The following is a 23,483-nucleotide window of genomic DNA, read 5'->3' as shown; positions in this document are numbered from 1 at the left end:
AGCACAACTATGGCGAAACCCGCTTTTATCATTACCCTTGATACGGAAGGGGATAACCTCTGGGAATCCGGTCCGGTGATCACCACGCAGAATACCCGGTTTTTACCGCGCTTTCAGGCATTGTGCGAGAAATACAGCTTTAAGCCGGTCTGGCTGACCAACTATGAAATGGCAACGGATGATGCCTATATTGAATTTGCGCAGGATGTGATTGCCCGGCAGACCGGGGAGATCGGCATGCATCTGCATGCCTGGAACAGCCCGCCGCTGAAGGCACTGACGTCAGACGATGATCGCTTCCAGCCTTACCTGATTGAATACCCTGATGATGTGATGAAAGAAAAAGTTAACGTCATGACATCGCTGCTGGAAGATAAATTACAGACTAAAATGCTCAGCCACCGCGCGGGCCGCTGGGCATTCAATGAAAAATATGCCCGTTTGCTGGCAGAATTTGGTTATCAGACAGACTGCTCTGTGACACCACGGGTGAACTGGGCATATACTCCGGGAGCACCGGCACCCATCGGTAACGGCGGCACCAATTACCTGAATTTTCCGTCTGAAGCGTATTTTATGGATCTGAATGATATCCGCCGTCCCGGGGATTCAGCGCTGTTACAGGTACCGATGAGCGTACAGTTCCGCCATTCCCCGCTGATGAACGGCCTGAAACAGTTTTATGATAAGTTACGCGGCAAAAAACGCTCGCCGTCCGTGAACTGGCTGCGGCCGAAAGGCGGGAATCTGGCACAGATGCAGCAGGTGGTGGATGCCTGTCTGGCGCAGGGAAACTCTCACATTGAATTTATGCTGCATTCATCCGAATTTATGCCGGGCGGCAGCCCGACATTCAGGGATGAGGCGGCGATTGATGCACTGTATGATGATCTGGAGCAACTGTTTGCGTATATCGCCCAGCGGGCGGAAGGGATGACGCTGGCGGAGTTTTATCAGCGCAAACTCGCACAGCGTCACGCATCATAATCTTAACGCGGCATGTGCTCTGCCATGGCGGCGAGCACATCATCCGCACTGACAGAGGATAAATCCCCGTCCTTTGATGTCAGGGCAAACTGCCCCTTACCGTAACCACCGATCAGCCTCGGGTCCGTCGGGCCGTACAGGGTGATATTGGGTTTATCCAGCGCGGCCGTCAGGTGGCTCAGCCCGGTATCGACTGAAATCACCCCTTCCGCACCGGCAATTTCTGCCGCCACATCCGCCAGTGATAATTTCGGCAGTACATGCACATGGGTGAATCCTTCCGCCAGACGCAGTGCCCGTTCCTGTTCATGCGGTGCACCCCACGGCAGGCGGACATGCAGATCAGTATCAGCCAACTGGGCAAACAGCGCCCGCCAGTGTGATTCCGGCCAGTGTTTGGTATCACGGGTGGTGGCGTGGAGACAGACCAGATACGGCACGGCATCCGGCGATACCGCACGGTTATTCAGAAAATGGGCGGCAATCGCGTAATCACCCTGTGTCTGCGGTTTTTCATAGCCGAGGCTCAGGGCAAAAAGCTGACGGATCCGCTCAACAGCATGCTGTGTTTTGCTGACAGCGTGTTTCTCATCATAGAAAAAGCTCGCCAGCGGCTCGCGGATACTGTGCCGGTCGTAGCCGTGTTTGCGGCCGCGTGCCAGCCGGGTAACCAGCAGGGCACTTTTAATCAGCCCCTGTGCATCAATCACCGCATCATAGGTCTGTGACTGAACAGCGTCGCGGAACCGGCGGCGTTCATCACGGATATCGCGGCGGAACCAGTTTTTCCGCCAGCGGCGGATAGCAACCGGAATGACGCGATCAACAGCAGAGTGCCAGCCCGGGATCTGGGCAAAACCCTCTTCAACCACCCAGTCAAAGGTGAGAGCCGGGAATACCTGCACGGCATCGGTCAGTGCGGGCAGGGTATGCAGCACATCCCCCATCGACGAGGTTTTGACGATTAACACACGGCGCATGGCGGGGAACTCTTCAGCAAATCATCCAGTTCAGACAGAACCTGCTCCGGCTGAATATCAATCAGGCTCTGATGGTAGCCCTCATGGGCATCCCCTTTGCGGACTTTATGATAACCGGTGATCAGGCGGATAACGCGGGCTTTCTCTGACAGCGGCGGCGTGAAATCCGGGCTGCTCGGGCCGTATAAGGCGACCAGCGGGCGATCCAGTGCGGCAGCCACATGCATCAGACCGGAATCATTGGTGATAATGGCATGACAACCGGCGATCAGATTCACCGCCTGTTCCAGTGAGGTTTTTCCGGCCAGGTTCAGACAGTTTTCGCGTTGCTCATCACTGAGCATGGCGAGGATTTCCTCACCGGCAGCGTGATCTTTTTCTGAGCCGAACAGGACTATCTGAAAATCACGCTCATCAATCAGTTTCTTCGCTAATTCACCGTAGTGATAATGCGGCCAGCGTTTGGCCGGGCCAAATTCGGCCCCCGGACAAAAACCGACGACCGGGCGGTGATCACTGATATTAAACGCAGCCATGCTCTCGGCAATATCCTCATCACGCACCACCAGCTTCGGCCACAGCAGGGGCTGCGGCAGAGCGGCGGCGGCAGGGACATCCGCTTTATCATACGCGAGGGCAACATAACGCTGCACCATCAGCGGAAAAGCGGCTTTGTCGAGTTTCCGGTGATCGTTGAGCAGGCCGTAACGCATTTCGCCCAGCCAGCCGGTGCGCACAGGGATTTTCGCAAAAAACGGCACTAGTGCCGATTTTAACGAGTTCGGCAGCACATAAGCACGATCATACTTATTATCACGCAGGGAATGACCGAGACGGCGGCGCTCACCGAGTGCCAGTGCACCGTGGCCGATCGGCATAGCGACAGCCTCATCCACTTCCGGCATTTTTGCCAGCAGCGGACGGCACCACGCGGGTGCCATCACATCAATTGTTGCCTGCGGATAACGTGTTTTCAGGGTACGGTAAAGGCTTTGTGACATCATCATATCACCGACCCACGACGGCCCGATCACCAGAATTTTCATGTGCGTTTAATTAATTCCCCTGATTTAACCAAGCCATATATTCACGGACACCTTCGGCGACCGTTTTGAACTCACCCGGGTAACCGGCTGCACGCAGATTGGTCAGGTCAGCCTGGGTATACGCCTGATAGCGGCCTTTCAGTTTTTCCGGGAACGGGATGTAATCGAGCGCGCACTGGCGTTCGCTGTGGAAACCGGTCACAGCATCAGCGACAGCCTGGAAAGATTCCGCACGGCCGGTACCGCAGTTGAAAATACCGGATTTGGCATTTTTCCAGAACCACAGATTTACATCTGCCACATCACCCACATAGATGAAATCACGCAGGAAGTTTTCACTGCCGGAGAATAATTTCGGGTTTTCGCCGTTTAAAATCTGATTATTCAGATGGAAAGCGACACTCGCCATGCTGCCTTTATGGCCTTCACGCGGGCCGTAGACGTTGAAATAACGGAAACCGCAGATCTGGGACTCTGCTTCCGGCAGAATTTCACGGACATACTGATCAAACAGGAATTTGGAATAACCATACACATTCAATGGTTTTTCGTACTGCCGATCTTCAATAAAGTTATCGCTGCGCCCGCCGTAGGTGGCGGCAGAAGAGGCATACAGGAACGGGATCTGACGATCCAGACAATAATGCAGCAGCTCTTTGGAGTACTGATAGTTATTATCCATCATGTACTTACCGTCCCACTCGGTAGTGGATGAGCAGGCACCTTCATGGAATACAGCCTCGACATCCCCGAAATCATCCCCGGCCACAATACCGGCGATAAAATCTTCTTTATCCATGTAATCGGCGATATTCAGATCGACCAGATTGACAAATTTGGTGCCGTCTTTCAGGTTATCCACGACTAAAATATCAGTGTAACCGTCATCATTCAGTGCTTTTACAATATTGCTGCCGATAAATCCGGCACCGCCGGTGACAATAATCATCACGCATTCCTCTGTTCGGTTCATTCAAGAAAATGAAAAAATCACTGCTTTTATCATAGCATTGATGGGAGTCTGACGTGGATGAAAAAATTGCGGCGGCAGGAAGATCCCCGTGTTACCGGGTTGTTTTCCGCTGATGATCTGTTATACCGTGAACACTATTTATTACGTTATCTTATTATGTTATCCGGCCGGACAGTGTCTCCGGACTTTAAAGGAATATGCATGAACCCGACCACTGTTTTCCGGTTACCGCTATTATTTGTACTGGCCTATGCACTTATTCTGAGTGGTTCGCTGATCCTGGTTTCTTACCCTGATGTCAGTGTCCGCTATCCTGAATTATCATTAGCGGCCTATTTGTCAAAAGTATTTGCTTTCCAGCTGATTCAGCTGACCGGGCTTTTTACTCTGACATCATTATTTTTTTATCATTACCGGATAACGCAACTGAATCGTAAAACTGTTCTGGCCGTTATCGGTCTTACTCTCTTTCTGTATACAGCAAACATGATCCTCGGCAGCCTCAAAGCGGAATGGCTCAGTCATCTGATGGCGACAATGATTGCGGAGAAAGCGGAGTTTGCTGACGTTATTCTGCTGGTCAAAACTGCAGATATTGGCCTGTACCTGATCTCATTTGTATTACTGGGTATCGCGACCCGTCTGGTGGCGAAATATTATCTTAAAGTCAGCCATCCTGCAGTTATCCCGGACGGAAAAATCCCGGATATTTACGCACTGTTGTTCAGTTGCGGGATGGTTTATCTGATGTGGATGATCGCGTTATTTCTGACGGCGGTGATAACACCATACCTCCCCGGCGGCATACCGGCGCCGCTGTCTGATAATGCGTATACCACCGCAGCAGGTTTACTGATTTCGTGCGGTGTTATTTTTATTGTTGTCCGTCAGCGCTTCCCGGTGGCAGGCGGAATATTGCAGATCAGACCGCTGGTAATTTCCGTTCTGCTCAGTACCGTGCTCAGTATTCTGGTTATGGCGGCGATCACCGCCGGAACGGTTTATATGGTATTACTCACCAACAGTTTCCGGCACTTCGGGGAGACTGAGTTATGGATTATAACTGCGGTTTGTGTCGCTCTGACACTGTGGATAAGCCGTGCTGTCACCGGTGTGATGTTCCGCCGGTGATAATCTGATCATACTGTCGGCCGGGCTGGTTATCCCGGTCCTGCTATCGCTGAGTCTCTGCCGCCGGTTCAGCCGGTACTTTTTCCGCGGCCTTCAGGTCAGTGCTGACTGACTCTTTTGCCGCAGGCGGCGCGGTATCCGGCTGCGGTAGCGCCATGCGGACGGATAACAGGACTTCCGCCACTTTGCCGTTCATCTGATCTCTCAGGAGTGCTTCCGTCAGCAGATTGATATAGTTGGTGTAGAACTCCCCGCCGATTTCTGCTTTACCCTCACACTGCTCAGTCATTGGTGTCAGCCACGGTTTTTCCTTCACCACCGGTTTGACCGGCACGACCGGTTTCTCCGGCTGCGGTTTCACGGCAGATGGTTTACCGGCATGCGTCAGCATATATCCCGGCGATACCAGCTCAATATCCGGCGGCAGTTGCGGGATGAGTTTATGCAGTGCGCGGACCGTCGACGGATGCGGGTGCCCGATAGCGATCACCGACCCCTGTTTGCGTGCCAGAGCAACAGCCCGGTTCAGTTGCTTGCGCGTCTCTTCCTCTGTCTGCACATTATCCAGAAAAACCTGGCGGCGCAGTACGCGAACCGGTGTTCCCTGTGCAGCCTGTGTCGCTTTGGTGCTGCCGATGGTCACACTGTCGAGGAAATAAAAACCGGAGCCGGAGAGAGACGCCATCACATGCTGCATGGCGGTCAGATCAGAGGTCATCGCGCTGCCCATATGGTTATTCATGCCGGTGGCATACGGCACCCGGGCAATCGCAGCTTTAATCAGGGTATCAATTTCTGCGGCACTCATGGACGGGCGCAGAGTGTCGCGCTCCAGTGGCTGTTTGCTGATCGGTGCCATCGGCATATGGATAAGAATTTCACGGCCCTGGCGGTGTGCTTTTTCTGCCATTTCTTTGCCGAACGGGGAATTCGGCAGGATAGCAATGGAGACCTGCGGCGGCAGTTCCAGGATGCGGTTATCATCCTGTTTGCGGTAACCGAAATCATCGATCACAATGGCGAGCTGCGCTGCAGCGGCAGAAAACGTTATCAGTGACGAAGTGATAAAAAGTAACGAAGTCAGTACGATATTTTTGGTTTTCTGCCGGTAAGTCACTGTGTGCTATCTCCCCAGCCAGGGCTGCGGGTTAACCGTCCGTCCCTGGCGCCGGATTTCAAAATAGAGGCCCGGTCTTTCCTGGCCCCCGCTGCTGCCCACCAGTGCAATCGGCTGACCGGCTTTCACCTGATCACCCACATTCACCAGTGCGCTCTGGTTATAGCCGTAAAGGCTCATATCCCCTTTACCGTGCTCGACCACCACCATCAGACCATAACCCTGCAGCCAGTCTGCCAGCAGGACCCGGCCATCTGCCACTGCTTTTACCTGTGTGCCTTCCGGCGCGCCGATTACCATGCCTTTCCAGCGCAGTTCGCCGGAGATACTGTCACCGAACCGGTGCAGCAGCGGACCACGAACCGGCCAGATAGCCTGACCGGCCGGACGGCCCAGTCCCCCGGTGCGGGACATCAGCGAGCGCTCGTCCTGAGTCGGGGTATAGGTGGAACCTTTTTTCTTCGCCTGCGCCTGTTTCTCGCGGATACGGGCGGCTTCACGGGCTTCGCGTTCCGCACGGGCTTTGGCTTCGCGCTCCGCTTTGGCTATCTTGTTACGCAGCTGGCTTTCGTTCTCCCGCATCACCAGCAAATCTTTCTGATCGGCTTTCAGCGAGCGCTCCAGCTCAGTCAGGGTGGATTTCCGGGCGGTCTGGGCACGATCCAGCTTTTTCTTTTCAGTCTGCTGTTTGCCGAGCAGGCTTTTATGCTCTGCGCGTTTTTGCTGCTCGGTCTGGCGGCGGGCGTGTAACTGCTGAGTGGTCTCTTCCAGCTCTGCAATGGTTTTTTCCTGTGCGGCACCGATATAGGTGTAATAGGCAAGGATCCGCTCATCGCGCTGGCCTTCCTCACCCTTGAAAATCAGTTCAATACCCTGATGACGCCCCTGGCGGAATGCGGCGTCCAGTTGTTTTGACAGCAGCGCCCGCTGGGCTTTCTGCTTCGCATCCAGCTGTTTGATTTCTGCGCTGAGAGTCGTGATTTCACTGTCGAGCTGTTTCAGGGTTTTCTGTGTGGAATAGAGTTCACGACCGGCAGCGGCGATATCCTTTTCCTGATTTTTCAGCTGGGTTAACAGATTTGCACGTTTTCCCTGCTGCTCTTTGACGCTCTTTTCTTTCTCCGCGATATTCAGCTGGAGATTTTTCAGCTCATTCTTGCTGGCATCGGCGGTGGTTGTATTGGCGGCAGAAACAGCAAAAGAGACCGGCAACAGCAGAGCTGCCAGTAATGTGCGGACACCGGGGGACACCCGGCGGGAATGCGTGCGGAAAACGTGCTTATGCGCCAATTTATCTGACCCTGCCGTTACGCCAAAGAAACGATCGTATTTAACTATTCTAAACTGCAATTATTCCATGCCATTTAAAGCGTTACCAGTCCTGTTATCCGGGATTTACACTTCGGGACAATCCGGCGGCGGAGATTCACCGCGAATTTGTTGCGTTTGTTTTTTACCTTAGCCGTGAATCAATGGTAAATTAACCCCTCTGTCTGTCGGAAAAATGAATTTTCGCGGCATGCGCCGCAAAATTACGATGAAAACAGCCATAACCCGGGCAAGACCGGCTGTATTTGAACCGGCACACAGGTATACTTCTGCCCTTTGATCTTTGTTATTAACCAACGGGAGTTATTGTCCCCCATGCTGCAAGAAATTATGCCATTTGTCAGTAAGCACCCTATTATCAGCCTTGTATGGGTCGCGTTACTGATCTCAGTCATCGTACTGACTGTCAAAGGACTGTTTTCAAAAGTGAAAACAATTCCGCGTTCTACCGCTATCGCACTGATTAATAAAGAAGAAGCGATTGTCGTGGATACCCGTACCCGGGACGATTTCCGCCGTGGTCATATCATTGACGCGGTCAATCTGACGCCGTCAGAAATTAAAGACAACAACCTCGGTGAAGTGGAAAAACACAAAAACCGTCCTGTTATCCTGGTTTCCGCCAACGGTATGGAGCTGGTCAAACCGGCTGAAAGCCTGCTCAAAGCCGGTTTTGAACGTGTATTTGTGCTGAAAGACGGCCTCTCCGGCTGGACCGGTGATAACTTACCGCTTTCCCGCAGCAAAAAGTAATCCGGCAAAGGATGATTGGAACATCCCCTTTGTAACTCACACTCTTTATATGGATATCAAAAGGTAACACTATGTCAGAACAACAAAACACAGAAATGTCTTTCAACATTCAGCGCGTTTACACCAAAGATATTTCTTTTGAAGCGCCGAATGCACCTGCCGTTTTCCAGCAGGAGTGGCAGCCGGAAGTGAAGATGGATCTGGACACCGGCTCAACCAAACTGGCTGATGACGTTTATGAAATCGTTCTGCGCGTCACTGTGACAGCGACTATGGGCGAAGAAACCGCATTCCTGTGTGAAGTTCAGCAGGCCGGTATTTTCACCATCGGCGGTCTGGAAGGTACTCAGCTGGCACACTGCCTGGGTGCATACTGCCCGAATATCCTGTTCCCGTATGCCCGTGAGTGCATCGCAGGTCTGGTCGGCCGCGGCACATTCCCTCAGCTGAACCTGGCACCGGTTAACTTCGATGCACTGTTCATGAACTATCTGCAGCAGCAGGAACAACAGCAGGCTGCGCAGGAAGGTACACAGGAAGCATAATGACAGACGCTTCTATGACTGTACTCGGTGCCGGTTCATACGGCACCGCTTTAGCGATCACACTGGCCCGTAACGGGCACCGTGTGGTGCTGTGGGGGCATGACCCGGAACATATCCGTCAGCTTGAGGCTGATCGTGCCAATCAGGCATTTCTGCCGGATGTCCCGTTCCCGGATACCCTGATCCCTGAAGCCTCCCTTGAAAAAGCCCTCGCGGCCAGCCGTAATATTCTGCTGGTGGTGCCGAGCCATGTGTTCGGGGATGTGCTCAAACGTGTCAAACCGCTGCTGCGGCCTGATGCCCGGATTATCTGGGCGACCAAAGGTCTGGAAGCGGAAACCGGGCGTCTGCTGGGTGAAGTGGTACGCGAAGTCCTCGGGGATAAAATTCCGCTGGCCATGATCTCCGGTCCCTCTTTTGCCAAAGAGCTGGCTGCCGGACTGCCGACGGCGATTGCTGTCGCAGCGACAGAGCCTGCCTTTGCGGATGAGGTTCAGCAGCTTTTCCACTGCGGCAAAAGCTTCCGCGTTTATAAAAACCCGGATTTTATCGGGATCCAGCTCGGCGGTGCCGTGAAAAACGTCATTGCGATTGGTGCGGGGATCTCTGACGGAATGGGGTTCGGTGCCAATGCGCGAACAGCACTTATCACCCGTGGTCTGGCAGAAATGACCCGCCTGGGTGTGGCATTAGGCGCAGATCCGTCTACCTTTATGGGGATGGCCGGCTTGGGTGATCTCGTGCTGACCTGTACTGACAACCAGTCCCGTAACCGCCGTTTCGGCATGATGATGGGGCAGGGCGTGAGTGTGGATGAAGCACAGGAGCGCATCGGTCAGGTGGTGGAAGGATACCGTAATACCAAAGAAGTTCGTGCGCTGGCAGAGCGTGCAGGCGTTGAAATGCCTATCACCGAGCAAATCTATCAAATACTCTACTGCAATAAAGATGTGCTCGAAGCTGCCCGTGCCCTGTTGGGGCGAGCCACCAAAGAAGAAGGTGAGCACTTTTAAGCCCGTTTTTTTATCCGAAGTCTGTGAGGTAATTATGTCCTACGAAGAACTGGAAGAGGTCTGGAGCTATATAAAGCAGGAAGCGCGGGACTTTGCTGATTGTGAGCCGATGCTGGCCAGTTTTTTCCATGCGACATTACTCAAGCATGAAAATCTGGGCAGCGCGCTCAGTTTTATGCTGGCCAACAAACTGGCAACCCCGACCATGCCGGCAATTTCTGTCCGTGAAGTGGTGGAAGAGGCGTATCACAACGATCCGCAGATGATTAAATCTGCCGCAATGGATATCAAAGCCGTCCGCCTGCGGGATCCGGCAGTGGATAAATACTCCACGCCGCTGCTCTACCTGAAAGGCTTCCACGCCTTACAGGCATACCGCATCGCCAACTGGCTGTGGAACCAGAACCGCCGTGCGCTGGCAACCTACCTTCAGAACCAGGTTTCAGTGACATTTGGTGTGGATATCCACCCGGCCGCAAAAATCGGCCACGGCATTATGTTTGACCACGCAACCGGCATTGTCATCGGCGAAACCGCGGTGGTGGAAAATGATGTCTCTATCCTGCAATCCGTCACCCTCGGTGGTACCGGCAAAACCGGCGGCGACCGCCACCCGAAAGTCCGCGAAGGCGTGATGATTGGTGCTGGTGCCAAAATCCTCGGCAATATCGAAATCGGACGCGGTGCCAAAATCGGCGCAGGCTCCGTGGTTCTGCACCCGGTCCCGGCACACACCACCGTTGCAGGTGTACCGGCAAAGATAGTCGGCAAACCGGGCTGCGATAAACCCTCCCTGGATATGGATCAGCACTTTAACGGGTGCGAGGGGATTTAGTTTCCTGATTCAGCAGCCAAAAGTAAAAAAGACAGCCAAGGCTGTCTTTTTTGTGACTGAAATACAGAACACATTAATCCCGCAATAACGCCCCTGCATAATCCAGCTGCCGCCAGGCTTCAAATACAATTACTGCAACGGTATTGGATAAATTCATACTGCGGCTGTCCGGCAGCATCGGCACGCGGATTTTCTGATCAACCGGCATATTATCCAGCACATAAGGCGGCAACCCACGAGTCTCCGGCCCGAACAGCAGATAATCACCGGCCTGATAGCTGACATTACTGTGACGAGGTGTGCCCTTAGTGGTCAGTGCAAACACCCGGTTACCGGTTGGCGACTGCGCATTATCAGAACTCAGCCCCTCGCTGTCGAGAAAGGCGTAATAATCATGATGATGTTTGATATCCGCAAACTCACTGTAATCCAGCCCGGCCCGGCGCAGACGCTTATCATCCCAGGTAAACCCCAGCGGATGGATAAGATGCAGCCGAAAGCCGGTATTGGCACATAACCGGATGATATTGCCGGTGTTAGGTGGTATTTCTGGTTCGAATAAGACGATGTTGAGCATATTACCCCTCTCTTAAGGGGCAATAGTTTATCAAATAAAACATGGTGTTATAATGTTACTTCTTAAATTCGTGGCGAACAGTATTAGCAATTCCCTGTTCCAGGCTCACTGGGGCAACAAATCCGGTATCAGCAATAAAATCGGATTTAAACTGAGTACGGGCACAGAATTTTTTAATGCGGATGCTGCTTATCGGGAATTCCTTACCAGTCACTTTTGCCAGAATGTCAAAGCAGTAACCACCCAACAGACCAACACTATATGGTACGTGGATATTAGACTTATGCTTATCCATTGCTTTGCAGATTATATCTGTAAGGTCTTCCATATTAAAATCAGGTTTATCGACATAGTTAAATACATGGCGACCTGAATTAAAGGTAGTAGCAAATTTTAAGAATGCGGCAATATTTTCGACATAAGCCATTGATTTTTGGTTTTTACCGCCGCCAATCATCAGGAAGCGACCGGATGCAATCTGGCAGAATAAATTATAGACATTACCACGGTTATTTTCACCAAATACCACAGTCGGGCGGATTGTCACCAGTGTGCGATCTGCTTCTTCTGCCTGCCAGGCATCATAAACATGTTCGGCAGCTAATTTGGATTTACCGTAATCATTGAATGGCTCATATTGACCATCTTCACCGGTTTCTTTTTCAACAAAACCGTAAACGGCAACAGAAGATGTAAAGACGATATGTTTGATTCCAAGCTGAGCTGCGACATCACATACATGTTTAGCGCCATCGACATTTACATCATAGTAAAGACTGATAGGATGCACATTATCTTTGTGCTTTGCAGCCAGATTAATAATAACGTCGGAACCTGTCAGTGGCTCAACCAGAGATTCCGGTTTAGTGACGTCCCCAAATTCCCAATGATCAGGAAATGCAGCACTTTTCTCAATATCAACGATTTTGAACGGGATATTGTCTTTTTGTAATTGTGTGGACAGGCGAGTACCAATGAAGCCTGAGCCGCCGATAATGATGATCATTTTAACTCCGGGTAATTTTATCGTTTCAATATTTTTTTAATGAGAGATTGGGAAATAGATTCTTTAAAAAACAATAGTACTATTGTATAAGAAAATATAGAAAAAATCATAGACAGAATAGAAAATATAAATACATTATGTATGTGCTCACGAAGAAACGGAATAAAAAACATAGGCAGGCAGCCAGTGATATATATGCATATGTTTTTGTTAATAATAGGTATTTTTATTTTTTCTTTATTTCTGATGTGGAAGTAAATGATAATTGACATCAGTAGTAGTAGTGATAGTGTAATTAGAATACTTATAGATGAATTTATACTTTCTTGGAAAACTAATTTCACGATAGCATTTACTAAAGCAAAAGCTATAAGAAGAATGATATATACTTTTTCTTTGTTAAGTGCAAATAGTGTTTGAGTAGCCAATATTTTTAATAGTGAAAAAAATAGTATGTAGAATGAAAATATTTTTATAGTATCGAGAGCTGGCATAAACTCATAAGAGCCGAATATGAATAAAAATTCGGAAGCCATTAAATATACACCGATGAAAGATGGTAATACTATCATCATTAAGGAAGTATATATTTTATTTATAAGCAATAAAAATTCCGTGCGGTTAGTTTTTGCAAGTATAGATAACCTGGGTAAAGTAACTTGAGTAATAGTTGATGAAATAACAACTACCAAGACAATAATTTTTTCAGATAGTGCAAAATAGGCCACTTCAGTATTAGAAACAAATGCTCCCAGAGCAACCTTATCAAAGGCAAAAAATAAAAAACCAACATCAACTAAAAATAATGTAGATGCTATCCTTTTAAAATGTGAAAATAACTTATTGAGTCTAACTAATTTGAATGAGAAAAAAACTCTTTTTTTATAAAAAACAATATAATAGAAAGAAAAAAGAGCATTTATTAGGTCAAAGAAAACATTCAGCCAGACATAGATAAGATAATTGTCAGATGATGTAATAAGGAAAAACATTAAAATCAATGATACGCTGCGGCATAACATTGTTTTTATTGAAATAAATTTATAATCTTCATGTGACTCATTGACCCACTCAATATCAAATGCAAGCAAAAATAACTTTAAAGCAAGAACCAATGATATGATTTGTACTTTTGGATCTTTAATTACAAAGAAGATTAGTAATAAATATAGAAATAACGAAAAGGTAACTAAAAGTATATTGATAGTAAAGATATTAGAAAATAAAAAAGAAGATTTTAATCTGTTGCTTCTTACTTTACCTAGTTCTCTTATGGCATAGAATGATAATCCGAGAACGGCGAGTGCATTAAAATATGAGTATATACTTTCAGCATAATTAACAGAACCGATGTTATCAGGTGATAATGTTCTATATACATAAGGTATTATCAATGCTGGTAAGGTAAATCTGAATAAATTTAAAGCAAGTTTATATACACCATTCAAGGTTATCGATTTTTTCATTTTAATATTTTTGCTTTTAGTTTTTTAATTATTCTGCAAAGGTTCCTATACAAAAAATAAGGAGATATATTTATGATTTTTAAATCAACTATTTCAATATTTTCTGCGCTATTATAGGTATGCATTGCTATTGTTCCAAATGGTAATTTCAAGCTCTTTATATAACGTTCACTATAATTATTCTCCGATAGCTCATTTATTTCCATAAAATTAACGCGGTAACCATAACGTTTTGAACAATCCTGAGAAACTCTTATATTATTTAATATCTCACCGGCGTTCCGTGACTTTGAAATATCATGAACAACAGGATTCCCGATAACAGGTAAGAATGTTCCACTTAATGGGTCGTCTGTAACATATAGACTAAGTTCATCACCAAATGATACACCCATTTTTTTTTCAGAGGTTAATAGGTACCATAGCCCATTTTTATTAATTAAATTAGTATCAACAGCAGATATATTATCAATGAGTGTTCTTATTTTTTCCCATTTATAAGGGAACTCTATACATTTATATAAATCAATAGTGTTGTTATATGATGATTCAGGAATAATATATAGCTCATCATTTATTTTCAATATAAATGGATGGGAAAGATGATAATTCTCTTCAATAATTATATGATTATCAATTATTTCTTTGTTTTTAACATCTAGTGTACCAATTGAAATATAGCCTTTATCAGTATCATAATTTAATGCTTCATATAGAACATAATATTTTGAGTTATGATAGTATATAAAAGGGTCAGCCATTAATTCATTATTATCAAACTTTATTTTTGACCATTTATCGGTGCTTTTTTCTTTAAATGCAAGAATCCATTGGCTGGGGATGAAAATTTTAGTAAATAATGTTTTAAAAAATAATATAGCGTATAGTAATGGAGTAAATATAGAACGAGAGTATGATGGGTTGCGTATATTTATTTTATAGCCATAACGCTCTTGTAACATGCAAATTTTACTATCAACTAATATCTTATTTTTTTTGAAAGAAATACGGTTTGGGAGAAGGGAGTAATTTATCTTTTCACCATTATCGTCTGTTATTTCAAACAATAAGCTGTCATAAAAAATAGTAGATAACATAATTTCTAATAATAGGCTTCTACCACTGCCTATTTTAAGCGAAACCATGAAGTTAATTCCTTAATTTGCTGTATATTTTTGATAGAAGATAAGTTGGTAGAATACGGCTTAGTATTCTTAATGAAAAATATGGAATTGAAGTGTATTTCTTTTCTAAATCAGAGTTGAGGATATACTTTAACATGGTGATTTCTGATTTTACATATTTAAAACCCTTTCTGCGATTAATCATGGCTTCACCGACCCTGGCAGAAACTAAGATAGTATCGAGATTAACGAGGTTATAGTTTTTATTTAAAAGCCTGAGCCACAAATAGTAATCCTCCATATAAGGAAGATCCATATACCCACCAACATTAATAATATGTTTTTTCCTAAAGCAAACTGCCATATGGTTAAATGGATTTCTTTTTTTTATTACTTTAACAATATTATCACCAATAGGAACTTTTTTTACTCTGATGATTTCATCTGAAGATGCTTCAAATTCATTAACATGTGATCCACATAAGGTTATCTCAGGATTCTGAGTCATATATTTGTATTGGATCTCAAATCGATTTGGTAAGTTTATATCATCAGTATCAGCTCTCATCACAATATCATTAGAGCATTGTTCTAAACCGATGTTTAATGCGATACCAAGGCCACAATTATTATCTAATATAACATTCTGAATGGGTAGTAATGCTTCCCATTTTTCAATCACGCTATATAGTTCAGATGTTAATTTCCCATCATGAACAATGATAACTTCATTAGGCAAGTATGTTTGTGTATAAATACTATTTAAAGCAGCGTCAAAGAATTGGCTATTTTCTTTATAGTAAATAGAGAGTAAAACTGAAAAGTTATAATTCATATTTTAATATTTATTAAATAATGTATTAGTATTGGTGGTAGCAGAATTGCATTAATCTATTTTTAATGATATTTGCATCATCCCTAAATTGAGGGAATCGCTCAATCAGATTGGTATTTTTTATAGAAACCGAAGGATCGAAATATTTATTTTTCCACTGGTGGTTAGCAATGTCTATATTACAAAAGTCGCATACAGTTCTAATGGTAGAGTCATAATTATAAATAAAATCTTCAAACTGCAGATAAATTACATTTTCGTGCTCGGTCTTATTTTTTCTTAAAAGCTGGAACCATTCTATATAAGTATCTAAATTGTCAGATGGAATCCATTTTTCTTTCCACAATGCTTTGTTCAATATATATAAGTCTCTGGGGTCTCGATCAACGATAATCACTTTAATTTCATTGAAATAGTTAGTATATTTATCAACATTATCAGAGGGTATTATTTGGTCAAATACAACGAAATCTTTATTATTATGGTTAGAGCTTAAAATAAGCTCGTTCATATAGTTTTTGACGTGTTGATGAAAGTTTTTTCCGGAGGAATAATACATTTTTTTATTAAAAAGAGACCCATAAAAATTGGCACCACCTTCTTTCATTCGCAGTATTTTTTTCTGAATTATTCGTTCAGAATAATAAATGAATTTTCTGAAAAAAGATGAGTCAATGATATCTTGGTGCCAAAAACCATCCCATTTAATATCGACAATGTTATTTATAAATTTATCTGATATTGATTTAAATTGACCATTGAAAAATGATTCATAATTATATACTTTACTTTTGCTTAAATAATTTATATAAGCAATGAAATTATTTATATGATAACTGGTTGTTAGTCGATTATTATTTTCATTAATACCATAATCTAAGTCTCTTATACCATTAGGATCCTGAATAAATCTGAATTCGAAGTTACCCATGGAAGAAACATTACTAAACTCACCGAGTAGATCAGAAATAACACTTGAGCCTGTGCCGCCATAACCAGTACACGTTATTACTTTTGGTACTTTCATTAATTATTGACCTTTGAAATTGATTTAATAATATCGAATATGTTATTAACAGAAATTTCAAGCTCTTTAACTTTATCCGGCGTAATAACAGATAATTCTTTTTTTATTTTAGTGGTTGAGATATTCTCAGTTCTGTCAAGGTAAATGACTTCACAGATATTTTTTAGGCTATCAAATTTTCCTTCCCAATCATTCCCCATACCTAAAATATCTATATTATATTTTTTTATATCCAGTTCTTTCTGTTCCCAATTACACTCAGGTATTACTTCATCAACATATTTACAGGCTTCAACAATTTCTTTCCTTTCCTCAAAAGAACAAAATGACTCTTTTCCTTTGAGCTTATTAAATTCATCTGTTGAGATCGCAACAACTAAATAATCACCATAAGACTTCAGTCTTTTGAGTAATCGAACATGTCCGATATGAAATAAATCAAAGGTTCCATATGTAATAACTTTTTTCATTTTGCTTCTCTAGGGTGTGATATTACCTGAAAGTTGATCGATAAACCATGGACGACTTAATAAGTATCCTAAGTGAACTAGAGTAATCGTTACCAGAAATGGTTTTATTATTTTATTAATACCTTCTATTTTCATTGATAACATATAAATAATAGGGATTAAGAATGGTAATAATAAATAATATCGAATTGCCATTTCCCTATTAAATGACATAAATATTGCTAATGCGAATACTAAGATATAGAATTTTATTGCTCTATATAATTTGTTATGAACAACAGGAATATTTTTATTTTTTAATAGATATAAGAATACTAATAGATGAAAACCATACATAATGATATTTAAATATATAGTAGATATAGATCTACGATCATTAAAATAGATATGCCGAGATATAGTGCGACTAATTATATAGTAATCATTATAATTTCGAGATATGTACCCGCCAACATCAAATATAAATGTAGCCAAGGAGAGTAATAATATTAAAATAATCAGACGGATATTGAGATATTTAGATATTATTACTATAAGTATTAACAATGCATTTGAAGAATGGATAAATATTGACAATGTCATTATGAAAATAGATGCTGTGCTAAACTTTAAGTTTTTAATATATAGGCTAAAGCCAACTAAGAAAAAAGAAAAGCCAAGTACTTGCCTAAAATAATTTATGGTTCCAATTATTGAGCTTTGAGAAAATAGGAGGCACCATATAAATATTACTATATGCTCATTAATGTTTTTACCAAGAATATAATAAGAGTAATATATAAATATTCCATATAGTACTGTAATGGAAATAAGATATATTCTCTCATTTATTGAAATAAATCGTAATGCATCTGTTAAAAGGGTAAATAGTAACTCAAAATCCCAATTCCGATTTAAAAAATTATCAATATAAGCTTTAGTATCTGAGCCAATTGAATAATCCCGCAATCCAAATAGTATTGCATAGGATAGTATCATTACCAATGCAATTAAAGCGGATAATTTCTTATTACTTTGTATATTAAATATAATAGAAATAGTTAAAAATGATAATGACAATATTATAATAAATAGAGGGGAGTACTCATAAATCATGTCCAAGTATACCTTTCCAGTTGTTTGCGATTACCTGAATATCATAATTTAGAGCGTCATTATAACCCTGTAAAATCAATGCGTTACGTAGGTTTTTATCAGTGATAAGTTGATTTATTTTTTCAGTTAAATCGTATGTATCATTTATATTTACGAGTAATCCATTTTTTAAATTATCAATTAGCTTTATTCCACCGTTAGTACTTGTCGATACTAAGGCACACCCTTGGGAACGAGCTTCAATTATACTCATTGGCATTCCTTCAAATAGAGAGGGAAGAACACTAATGGTAGTCTCTTTCAAATATTTACTGATATCATTAGTAGAAGGAAGGAAACTGATATTTCTTAAGTTTAATTCACTTGCAAGTGTTATGAAATTAGTTTTATCTTTACCATCACCAATTATTGATAATTTCCAATCAGGATGTTCACTTTCTATTTTTTTCCAGGACTTAATTAAAGTATCTACACCTTTTTCTTTCGTGACTCGGCCAATAAATGATACCGTTTTATTCTCCTGAGATAGGTCTCTTTTATATATTTCAAGTGGGCATGGATTAGCAATAAATGTAATTTTCTCATCTATAACGCATTCAGGAGTTGTATCTGTATTTTTAAATAAACACACTACATTATCAAATACTGAAAAGATCATTTTTACACGATGTCTGGTGAATAATCGGGACATGTAAAATAATTCAAATTCAGCATTGCCGCCGTGAGAAAAATATACCAGCTGAATATCTTTAAATAACCCTAACTTCCTGAGAATATAAATAGGTTCAATATATGCAGATTTATTGACAACTAATATTGAGTTTTTGCACTCTTTTAATATTGGGATTATTGCCAGTAGATTTAAAGGAAGTGAAAGTAGTTTCCATTTAAAAAAGAATGTCTTAATCTTAAATTGAATACCTTCGTGTAAAGGAAAATAAGGTTCGCCTTTAACAACAGAGATTATTTTACACTTATATCCATGTGTACTGAAATAGTTAGCCCATGTTGTTATAACCCTGACAACACCACCAGCACCAACCATACTTTCTGTCAGGAAAACAATATCTTTTTTCATATTATTTATTTCTAAGGTTATTTACAATATAGTCGTAGATAAGCTTGCTGCTACCATATTTAACTTGATTAAAGTAATTATTAATAAGTTCTCTTTTTTCCAGGAAATATTCATTATTAGTTAGAGACTGATGTATTTCATGAATAAACTCATTTTGAGTTTTTGGCTTAGGACCCGGAGTGGAAAAGTTGTAGTCGAAATTTAATCCTACCTGGCTTTGATATGTTTCAATATCATATGGGAGAAATATAATTGGTTTATTTAATAATAGGAAATCAAAATATATGCTGGAATAATCGGTGATTAAAAGATCAAAATGGGGCATAACATCCATAATCTCTTCACACTCATCAGAACTGAAAGAGCGTATCCATTTTGATTCTGAAATATTTATTTTTTGAAGATGATGAGGACGTAATAATAATAAATATTGGTTTTCCTCAAGAAATTGCTCTAACTGAGTCTGGGAAAAATCTTCAAATGGGAAAAATTGGGTATCTTCCCCGATCCAGCTTTTACCATAAATTCCTGCCCGCCATGTCGGAGCATACAGTATAATTTTTTTATACTCCGGAATATCCTTAATAAAGTAACTTAAATTCTTTGGTTCCTCAAAAAGCTTATCATTTCGTGGTTGCCCCATCGTTTTTATGACAGAATTCTTAATTAAGAAGCTTTTTGAATATATCTCTGCAAGATTATCAGATGTTGATGAGAATAATGTATAATGCCGTGCAAACATTTTTAGAGTAAGTGCTACCCGGAGTTTATTAATTCCGCTATAACCCATTAGGCCCACTTTTTTTAGTGGTATTCCATGCCATAAATTCACAAGTATTCTGTTCTTATGATTAAAAGGTGTTTTTAACGGAAAGCCACCATCAGTGATCCAAATTTTTGCTCGGGATATTAATTTTATATCTTCTTTGTACTTTGTTGTTATAAAGTAATCACCATATTCTTTTATTAGATCATTCCTTTTGGCATCATCATTTATAATATATTTTATTTCAAAATCTTCTTTTTTATTATCAATGATATATTCAAATAATGACCGAGAGTTGAATTTAAAATTATTTTTGTCAAAACTGAATATTGCTATGTTATTATCAGGCTTGTTAGTTAAAGATATTAACATATTTCTTATTGTTATAAGAATTAATTTTATTTTATTCATGGGTTTGTTTTTAATTAATTATTATATAACATAACAAGGCTATTATAATTTTCTATATTATCCATTTCGCCAGCGACATCAGATGAAACTTCATAAGTTTTCATGTTTAGGTCATGAATTATAGACATAGGGATATTATCCCAATAGAGCTTTGAATTATTTAGACTCGTTACATCAGTAAATTTTGGTAGCTCAGCTAAAATTTTTTCTGATTCAGCTGATTTCCAGTAAGAAATACCTAATAAAGAGGGGGCTGTTGGTTCTTTGATATCTATTCGTTCGATATATCCATTTCTGCCTAATACAGGAATCCATTCATGTTCAGGAGTTGTACGTTTTACAGTATAATAAAGGCTGTGTTCACTTTTGATAAAGATATTTTTCAGCAGTACAACATCAGCATCAATAACCAGAGTATCATTAAAATAATCGGCTATTTTCAAAAATGAATATATATTATTGTACTCTTGATACTGTTCATTATGTATCAGTATACAGCCATATTTTTCTTGCAGATATTCAAACTGATGTGCGAGATGACCGGTGACAATAACTATTTCAGTAATACCGAATTCTGACAGATATTGAATTGTTCTTTCAATATTAGGTATTCCACCGATAGGTAAAAGAGCCTTATGTGTTTTTTTTGTTATATCACCAAACCGGGAACCAAGACCAGCAGCTAAGATCACAGCATTCATTTTGCTAAAACTTCCTTTGATTGCAGATTTGTAATAAGCGCTCCGGCTATAATAATAGCTGAAAGCACTAATAATAAAGGCGATAACTCATACCCTAATAATGGGCCAAGAAGAATTGCCCAGGCAGAATAACTGATGTTTAGCCCCATCGCTTTTATTGGACCTAATTCACCTATTGCACGATAATAGAACAGGTATGAAAGGGCGCCAAAAATTGCAATTACAGCCATTGTCAATATCAGAGAATTATTCAGAATGATATCAGCGACAGCGAGTGCTTCTGTTTTAAAGAATAATGCAATTATCAGGAAGTAAATAACGGATGAGGTTAATTGCCTGAGAAATAATGCAATTTCATAGCTGAGATTATTTTTTAATGCATAAGAACAAATGGTACTTTCCAGTCCCCAGCCCACTGCGCAGCCTAGTGAAAATAAAAATCCAAGTAATGATATTTGGTTAAAACTATCAAGGTTTAGGCCAATATATGCAGTAGTAATAATAACCAGTAAAAGTCCCAGGAAATTTACAAAAGTTGTTTTTACTCTCAGAAATATATAAGCAAACAAGCAACCTAATGCCGGGTAAATAGTGGATATGGTAGCAGCTATTGAAGCATTACTGTAATAGATACCTAAAATATAACAGCTCATACCTATAGGGCCACCACTGAGAGCCGCAAGGCAGATTATGTAACTATCTCGTTGTTTCAGGGAGTTAACTAATTTTTTACTTCTTCCAGATAGAGTTATAAACGAAAATAACCATAACGATGAGAATAGGTCATGAAGGAAGGCGATACAAATAGAGAAAAGAATAGCATATTTTAGTGTATCGACTGATGATATATTATAGTCTACAAGTATTGTATCAAGTGCCCAGAGTACTCCTGATGCTAAACCAACAATAATAGACTTATTCAGTAGTTGCATATTTTTTCCTATGGAGATTCATTTGTTTTTGGCATTTTTTGTATCTGTCAATACCGTAGGTTCCAAATAAATTTTCATTTTTTTCTTTGATTAAAGTCCATATTGACCATAGAAAATTCTGGCATGCTTTATAAATTAATATTTTTTCTTTTATCGCTTCTGATTCAGAAGAATATTCGTTTAAATAATGATTTAAAAAAATATTCTCATCGTTATCAGATAAATGTGATTCTTCACAAAGTGCTGCAATATCCCAGATATTGTCATTCATTCCGGAATATTCCCAGTCGATGAGATAATAACCATTATCGTTATAGATGAAATTTTCAGGGACAGGGTCATTATGGCAAGGACAGATATTCAGACCTAATTTATTCAATCTTTCTTCAAAATATAAAAAATAAGATTCAGTCTCTGTGAAGTCAGGATAGCTGATCTGATTTTTATTTAAGTCACTCAGATAACGTTTATATTCTTCAAAAACATTGAAATGATTTTCAAATTTTAAATCTGACTGGTGCAAGGTTCGTAGTAATAATGCTATATTTTCCAGATTTACATCTTTGTTGATTATTTTTGGTGTTAGTGTGACAGCATTATTTATATATTCAGTTACTTTTATACCATTGTTGGTATTGTAATAATATAATTTGGGGTTTATTCCCAGTTCAGTAGCTAACTCACAGTTAGCCTTCTCATTTCCTCTGTTAATCAAAACATTAGTATTTTCACCCGGTAGTCTGACAACTGTTTTCGTATTTTGTGTTTCACAATAATAGTTTGTATTTGTCATTCCGCCGATTTTTTCTATTTTGACCGGAGGTTCAGCTATTGCAGAATGTACAATATCTGCAATAGTTGTATGGATATCATCTGCCATAAATAAATGTCAGCCATCATATTTATTAAAAGAATAGCTACCGCACTGGGTTACCGCTCCCAGAGTGCGCTATTGCGAGTGTATCTTACTGATTCTATTTAAGAATCGAGTCAGTAAGAGTTTTGGTGTGTTACAGAGGGCTGATTTTTCAATAAATTGGGGGGTTGTTTATACCCAATCAATCAGCTCTGTTTATATGTGCAGCCAAAGGCTAGTCCGATTACACGAACAGGTCAAGCATGATAACACTCGTGAGTCTTTCATTAAACGAACTTTATCCGGTTTAATGTGGCAATATTTTTCTTTAAATCTGTCTTTTTTGTGTTAACAGCAGAAAAAGTGTTACTTTAAGCCATAGCTATGGTTTATTACTTTTTCTAATCGGTACATGCACAATTACAGCAGA

At 41.5% G+C, this 23,483-nt stretch carries 24 protein-coding genes; 6 read left to right on the top strand and 18 right to left on the bottom strand.

Annotated elements, in window-relative coordinates; translation table 11 throughout:
- Nucleotides 1-9: 9 nt before the first annotated feature.
- Nucleotides 10-987 (top strand): polysaccharide deacetylase family protein, encoded by a 978-nt coding sequence (locus X965_RS06345; protein WP_004236653.1) that lies wholly within the window; start codon nucleotides 10-12, stop codon nucleotides 985-987.
- A gap of 2 nt (nucleotides 988-989) precedes the next feature.
- Here X965_RS06345 and rfaC read toward each other — a convergent pair whose 3' ends face one another.
- From rfaC to rfaD, 3 genes are read right to left on the bottom strand one after another with little or no spacing between them, the layout of a single operon-like run.
- Entirely contained in the window at nucleotides 990-1,967 is a 978-nt protein-coding gene (rfaC, locus tag X965_RS06340; protein ID WP_036417439.1) for a lipopolysaccharide heptosyltransferase RfaC, read from the bottom strand.
- Nucleotides 1,952-3,013: an ADP-heptose--LPS heptosyltransferase RfaF gene (gene rfaF, locus X965_RS06335; RefSeq protein ID WP_004236651.1), complete on the bottom strand. Its 1,062-nt coding sequence runs from the start codon at nucleotides 3,011-3,013 to the stop codon at nucleotides 1,952-1,954. Before rfaF ends, rfaC begins: the two co-directional genes overlap by 16 nt.
- A 10-nt stretch (nucleotides 3,014-3,023) precedes the next feature.
- Nucleotides 3,024-3,962, bottom strand: coding sequence for an ADP-glyceromanno-heptose 6-epimerase (gene rfaD / locus X965_RS06330; RefSeq protein WP_024473670.1), 939 nt, complete (start codon nucleotides 3,960-3,962; stop codon nucleotides 3,024-3,026).
- Nucleotides 3,963-4,187: 225 nt separating this feature from the next.
- Between rfaD and X965_RS06325 the strand changes: the two genes are divergently transcribed.
- The gene (locus tag X965_RS06325; RefSeq protein ID WP_253280764.1) at nucleotides 4,188-5,117 is read left to right on the top strand and encodes a hypothetical protein; all 930 of its coding nucleotides are present in this window, start codon (nucleotides 4,188-4,190) and stop codon (nucleotides 5,115-5,117) included.
- Between the two features lie 43 nt (nucleotides 5,118-5,160).
- On the opposite strand, the gene X965_RS06320 is transcribed toward X965_RS06325, so the two are convergent.
- Entirely contained in the window at nucleotides 5,161-6,234 is a 1,074-nt protein-coding gene (locus X965_RS06320; RefSeq protein ID WP_032098033.1) for a divergent polysaccharide deacetylase family protein, read from the bottom strand.
- A gap of 6 nt (nucleotides 6,235-6,240) precedes the next feature.
- Complete coding sequence (gene envC, locus X965_RS06315; protein WP_051997316.1) at nucleotides 6,241-7,524, bottom strand: murein hydrolase activator EnvC; 1,284 nt, start codon at nucleotides 7,522-7,524, stop codon at nucleotides 6,241-6,243.
- A 354-nt stretch (nucleotides 7,525-7,878) separates the two neighbouring features.
- Between envC and X965_RS06310 the strand changes: the two genes are divergently transcribed.
- From X965_RS06310 to cysE, 4 genes are all read left to right on the top strand, one after another.
- Complete coding sequence (locus X965_RS06310; protein WP_004236644.1) at nucleotides 7,879-8,316, top strand: rhodanese-like domain-containing protein; 438 nt, start codon at nucleotides 7,879-7,881, stop codon at nucleotides 8,314-8,316.
- Nucleotides 8,317-8,387: 71 nt separating this feature from the next.
- The gene (gene secB / locus X965_RS06305) at nucleotides 8,388-8,861 is read left to right on the top strand and encodes a protein-export chaperone SecB (protein ID WP_004236643.1); all 474 of its coding nucleotides are present in this window, start codon (nucleotides 8,388-8,390) and stop codon (nucleotides 8,859-8,861) included.
- On the top strand, nucleotides 8,861-9,874 hold the full coding sequence (gpsA, locus tag X965_RS06300; RefSeq protein ID WP_004240117.1) for an NAD(P)H-dependent glycerol-3-phosphate dehydrogenase: 1,014 nt from the start codon (nucleotides 8,861-8,863) through the stop codon (nucleotides 9,872-9,874). Before secB ends, gpsA begins: the two co-directional genes overlap by 1 nt.
- Nucleotides 9,875-9,908: 34 nt before the next feature.
- Nucleotides 9,909-10,709, top strand: coding sequence for a serine O-acetyltransferase (gene cysE, locus X965_RS06295; protein WP_024473667.1), 801 nt, complete (start codon nucleotides 9,909-9,911; stop codon nucleotides 10,707-10,709).
- A gap of 73 nt (nucleotides 10,710-10,782) precedes the next feature.
- Here the strand turns inward: cysE and trmL are convergent, their stop codons facing one another.
- The 13 genes from trmL to X965_RS18900 form a co-directional block, all read right to left on the bottom strand.
- Nucleotides 10,783-11,286: a tRNA (uridine(34)/cytosine(34)/5-carboxymethylaminomethyluridine(34)-2'-O)-methyltransferase TrmL gene (gene trmL, locus X965_RS06290; RefSeq protein WP_036417437.1), complete on the bottom strand. Its 504-nt coding sequence runs from the start codon at nucleotides 11,284-11,286 to the stop codon at nucleotides 10,783-10,785.
- Nucleotides 11,287-11,341: 55 nt separating this feature from the next.
- Nucleotides 11,342-12,292: an NAD(P)-dependent oxidoreductase gene (locus X965_RS06285; RefSeq protein WP_036417435.1), complete on the bottom strand. Its 951-nt coding sequence runs from the start codon at nucleotides 12,290-12,292 to the stop codon at nucleotides 11,342-11,344.
- Between the two features lie 17 nt (nucleotides 12,293-12,309).
- On the bottom strand, nucleotides 12,310-13,758 hold the full coding sequence (locus X965_RS06280) for an oligosaccharide flippase family protein (RefSeq protein ID WP_036417433.1): 1,449 nt from the start codon (nucleotides 13,756-13,758) through the stop codon (nucleotides 12,310-12,312).
- Nucleotides 13,755-14,903 (bottom strand): hypothetical protein, encoded by a 1,149-nt coding sequence (locus tag X965_RS06275; RefSeq protein WP_036417431.1) that lies wholly within the window; start codon nucleotides 14,901-14,903, stop codon nucleotides 13,755-13,757. The genes X965_RS06280 and X965_RS06275 overlap by 4 nt, the downstream gene beginning before the upstream one ends.
- 4 nt (nucleotides 14,904-14,907) lie before the next feature.
- A complete protein-coding gene (locus X965_RS06270; RefSeq protein WP_036417429.1) occupies nucleotides 14,908-15,717 on the bottom strand; it encodes a glycosyltransferase in 810 nt (269 codons plus the stop codon).
- Nucleotides 15,718-15,742: 25 nt separating this feature from the next.
- The gene (locus tag X965_RS06265) at nucleotides 15,743-16,744 is read right to left on the bottom strand and encodes a sulfotransferase family protein (protein ID WP_036417427.1); all 1,002 of its coding nucleotides are present in this window, start codon (nucleotides 16,742-16,744) and stop codon (nucleotides 15,743-15,745) included.
- Nucleotides 16,744-17,214: a glycerol-3-phosphate cytidylyltransferase gene (gene tagD / locus X965_RS06260; RefSeq protein WP_036417425.1), complete on the bottom strand. Its 471-nt coding sequence runs from the start codon at nucleotides 17,212-17,214 to the stop codon at nucleotides 16,744-16,746. The genes X965_RS06265 and tagD overlap by 1 nt, the downstream gene beginning before the upstream one ends.
- Before the next feature lie 9 nt (nucleotides 17,215-17,223).
- Complete coding sequence (locus tag X965_RS19920; protein ID WP_350813835.1) at nucleotides 17,224-18,192, bottom strand: EpsG family protein; 969 nt, start codon at nucleotides 18,190-18,192, stop codon at nucleotides 17,224-17,226.
- 106 nt (nucleotides 18,193-18,298) lie between these two features.
- Nucleotides 18,299-19,387 carry a glycosyltransferase gene (locus X965_RS06250; RefSeq protein ID WP_036417423.1) on the bottom strand — a complete coding sequence of 363 codons (1,089 nt, stop codon included), beginning with the start codon at nucleotides 19,385-19,387 and terminating at the stop codon, nucleotides 18,299-18,301.
- A 1-nt stretch (nucleotide 19,388) separates the two neighbouring features.
- Nucleotides 19,389-20,564 carry a CDP-glycerol glycerophosphotransferase family protein gene (locus X965_RS06245; protein ID WP_079549407.1) on the bottom strand — a complete coding sequence of 392 codons (1,176 nt, stop codon included), beginning with the start codon at nucleotides 20,562-20,564 and terminating at the stop codon, nucleotides 19,389-19,391.
- A 14-nt stretch (nucleotides 20,565-20,578) separates the two neighbouring features.
- Complete coding sequence (locus X965_RS06240; protein WP_036417419.1) at nucleotides 20,579-21,265, bottom strand: NTP transferase domain-containing protein; 687 nt, start codon at nucleotides 21,263-21,265, stop codon at nucleotides 20,579-20,581.
- Complete coding sequence (locus X965_RS06235) at nucleotides 21,262-22,197, bottom strand: DMT family transporter (protein WP_036417418.1); 936 nt, start codon at nucleotides 22,195-22,197, stop codon at nucleotides 21,262-21,264. Before X965_RS06235 ends, X965_RS06240 begins: the two co-directional genes overlap by 4 nt.
- Complete coding sequence (locus tag X965_RS18900) at nucleotides 22,181-23,077, bottom strand: choline kinase family protein (protein ID WP_046024810.1); 897 nt, start codon at nucleotides 23,075-23,077, stop codon at nucleotides 22,181-22,183. Before X965_RS18900 ends, X965_RS06235 begins: the two co-directional genes overlap by 17 nt.
- Between the last annotated feature and the right edge of the window lie 406 nt (nucleotides 23,078-23,483).

Origin of the sequence: Morganella sp. EGD-HP17 (genome assembly GCF_000512315.2) — a bacterium.
GTDB classification, from domain to species: Bacteria; Pseudomonadota; Gammaproteobacteria; order Enterobacterales; family Enterobacteriaceae; genus Morganella; species Morganella morganii.
The sequence above is the reverse complement of the archived record's forward strand: the minus strand, read 5'-3'. Positions and strand labels throughout refer to the sequence as shown.

Excerpts from the sequence above, each read along its gene's own strand:
- X965_RS06345 (WP_004236653.1), top strand. The coding sequence starts at position 10 with ATGGCGAAACCCGCTTTTATCATTACCCTTGATACGGAAGGGGATAAC.
- rfaC (WP_036417439.1), bottom strand. The coding sequence starts at position 1,967 with ATGCGCCGTGTGTTAATCGTCAAAACCTCGTCGATGGGGGATGTGCTG.
- rfaF (WP_004236651.1), bottom strand. The coding sequence starts at position 3,013 with ATGAAAATTCTGGTGATCGGGCCGTCGTGGGTCGGTGATATGATGATG.
- rfaD (WP_024473670.1), bottom strand. The coding sequence starts at position 3,962 with ATGATTATTGTCACCGGCGGTGCCGGATTTATCGGCAGCAATATTGTA.
- X965_RS06325 (WP_253280764.1), top strand. The coding sequence starts at position 4,188 with ATGAACCCGACCACTGTTTTCCGGTTACCGCTATTATTTGTACTGGCC.
- X965_RS06310 (WP_004236644.1), top strand. The coding sequence starts at position 7,879 with ATGCTGCAAGAAATTATGCCATTTGTCAGTAAGCACCCTATTATCAGC.
- secB (WP_004236643.1), top strand. The coding sequence starts at position 8,388 with ATGTCAGAACAACAAAACACAGAAATGTCTTTCAACATTCAGCGCGTT.
- gpsA (WP_004240117.1), top strand. The coding sequence starts at position 8,861 with ATGACAGACGCTTCTATGACTGTACTCGGTGCCGGTTCATACGGCACC.
- cysE (WP_024473667.1), top strand. The coding sequence starts at position 9,909 with ATGTCCTACGAAGAACTGGAAGAGGTCTGGAGCTATATAAAGCAGGAA.
- trmL (WP_036417437.1), bottom strand. The coding sequence starts at position 11,286 with ATGCTCAACATCGTCTTATTCGAACCAGAAATACCACCTAACACCGGC.
- X965_RS06285 (WP_036417435.1), bottom strand. The coding sequence starts at position 12,292 with ATGATCATCATTATCGGCGGCTCAGGCTTCATTGGTACTCGCCTGTCC.
- X965_RS06280 (WP_036417433.1), bottom strand. The coding sequence starts at position 13,758 with ATGAAAAAATCGATAACCTTGAATGGTGTATATAAACTTGCTTTAAAT.
- X965_RS06275 (WP_036417431.1), bottom strand. The coding sequence starts at position 14,903 with ATGGTTTCGCTTAAAATAGGCAGTGGTAGAAGCCTATTATTAGAAATT.
- X965_RS06270 (WP_036417429.1), bottom strand. The coding sequence starts at position 15,717 with ATGAATTATAACTTTTCAGTTTTACTCTCTATTTACTATAAAGAAAAT.
- X965_RS06265 (WP_036417427.1), bottom strand. The coding sequence starts at position 16,744 with ATGAAAGTACCAAAAGTAATAACGTGTACTGGTTATGGCGGCACAGGC.
- tagD (WP_036417425.1), bottom strand. The coding sequence starts at position 17,214 with ATGAAAAAAGTTATTACATATGGAACCTTTGATTTATTTCATATCGGA.
- X965_RS19920 (WP_350813835.1), bottom strand. The coding sequence starts at position 18,192 with ATGATACTATCCTATGCAATACTATTTGGATTGCGGGATTATTCAATT.
- X965_RS06250 (WP_036417423.1), bottom strand. The coding sequence starts at position 19,387 with ATGAAAAAAGATATTGTTTTCCTGACAGAAAGTATGGTTGGTGCTGGT.
- X965_RS06245 (WP_079549407.1), bottom strand. The coding sequence starts at position 20,564 with ATGAATAAAATAAAATTAATTCTTATAACAATAAGAAATATGTTAATA.
- X965_RS06240 (WP_036417419.1), bottom strand. The coding sequence starts at position 21,265 with ATGAATGCTGTGATCTTAGCTGCTGGTCTTGGTTCCCGGTTTGGTGAT.
- X965_RS06235 (WP_036417418.1), bottom strand. The coding sequence starts at position 22,197 with ATGCAACTACTGAATAAGTCTATTATTGTTGGTTTAGCATCAGGAGTA.
- X965_RS18900 (WP_046024810.1), bottom strand. The coding sequence starts at position 23,077 with ATGGCAGATGATATCCATACAACTATTGCAGATATTGTACATTCTGCA.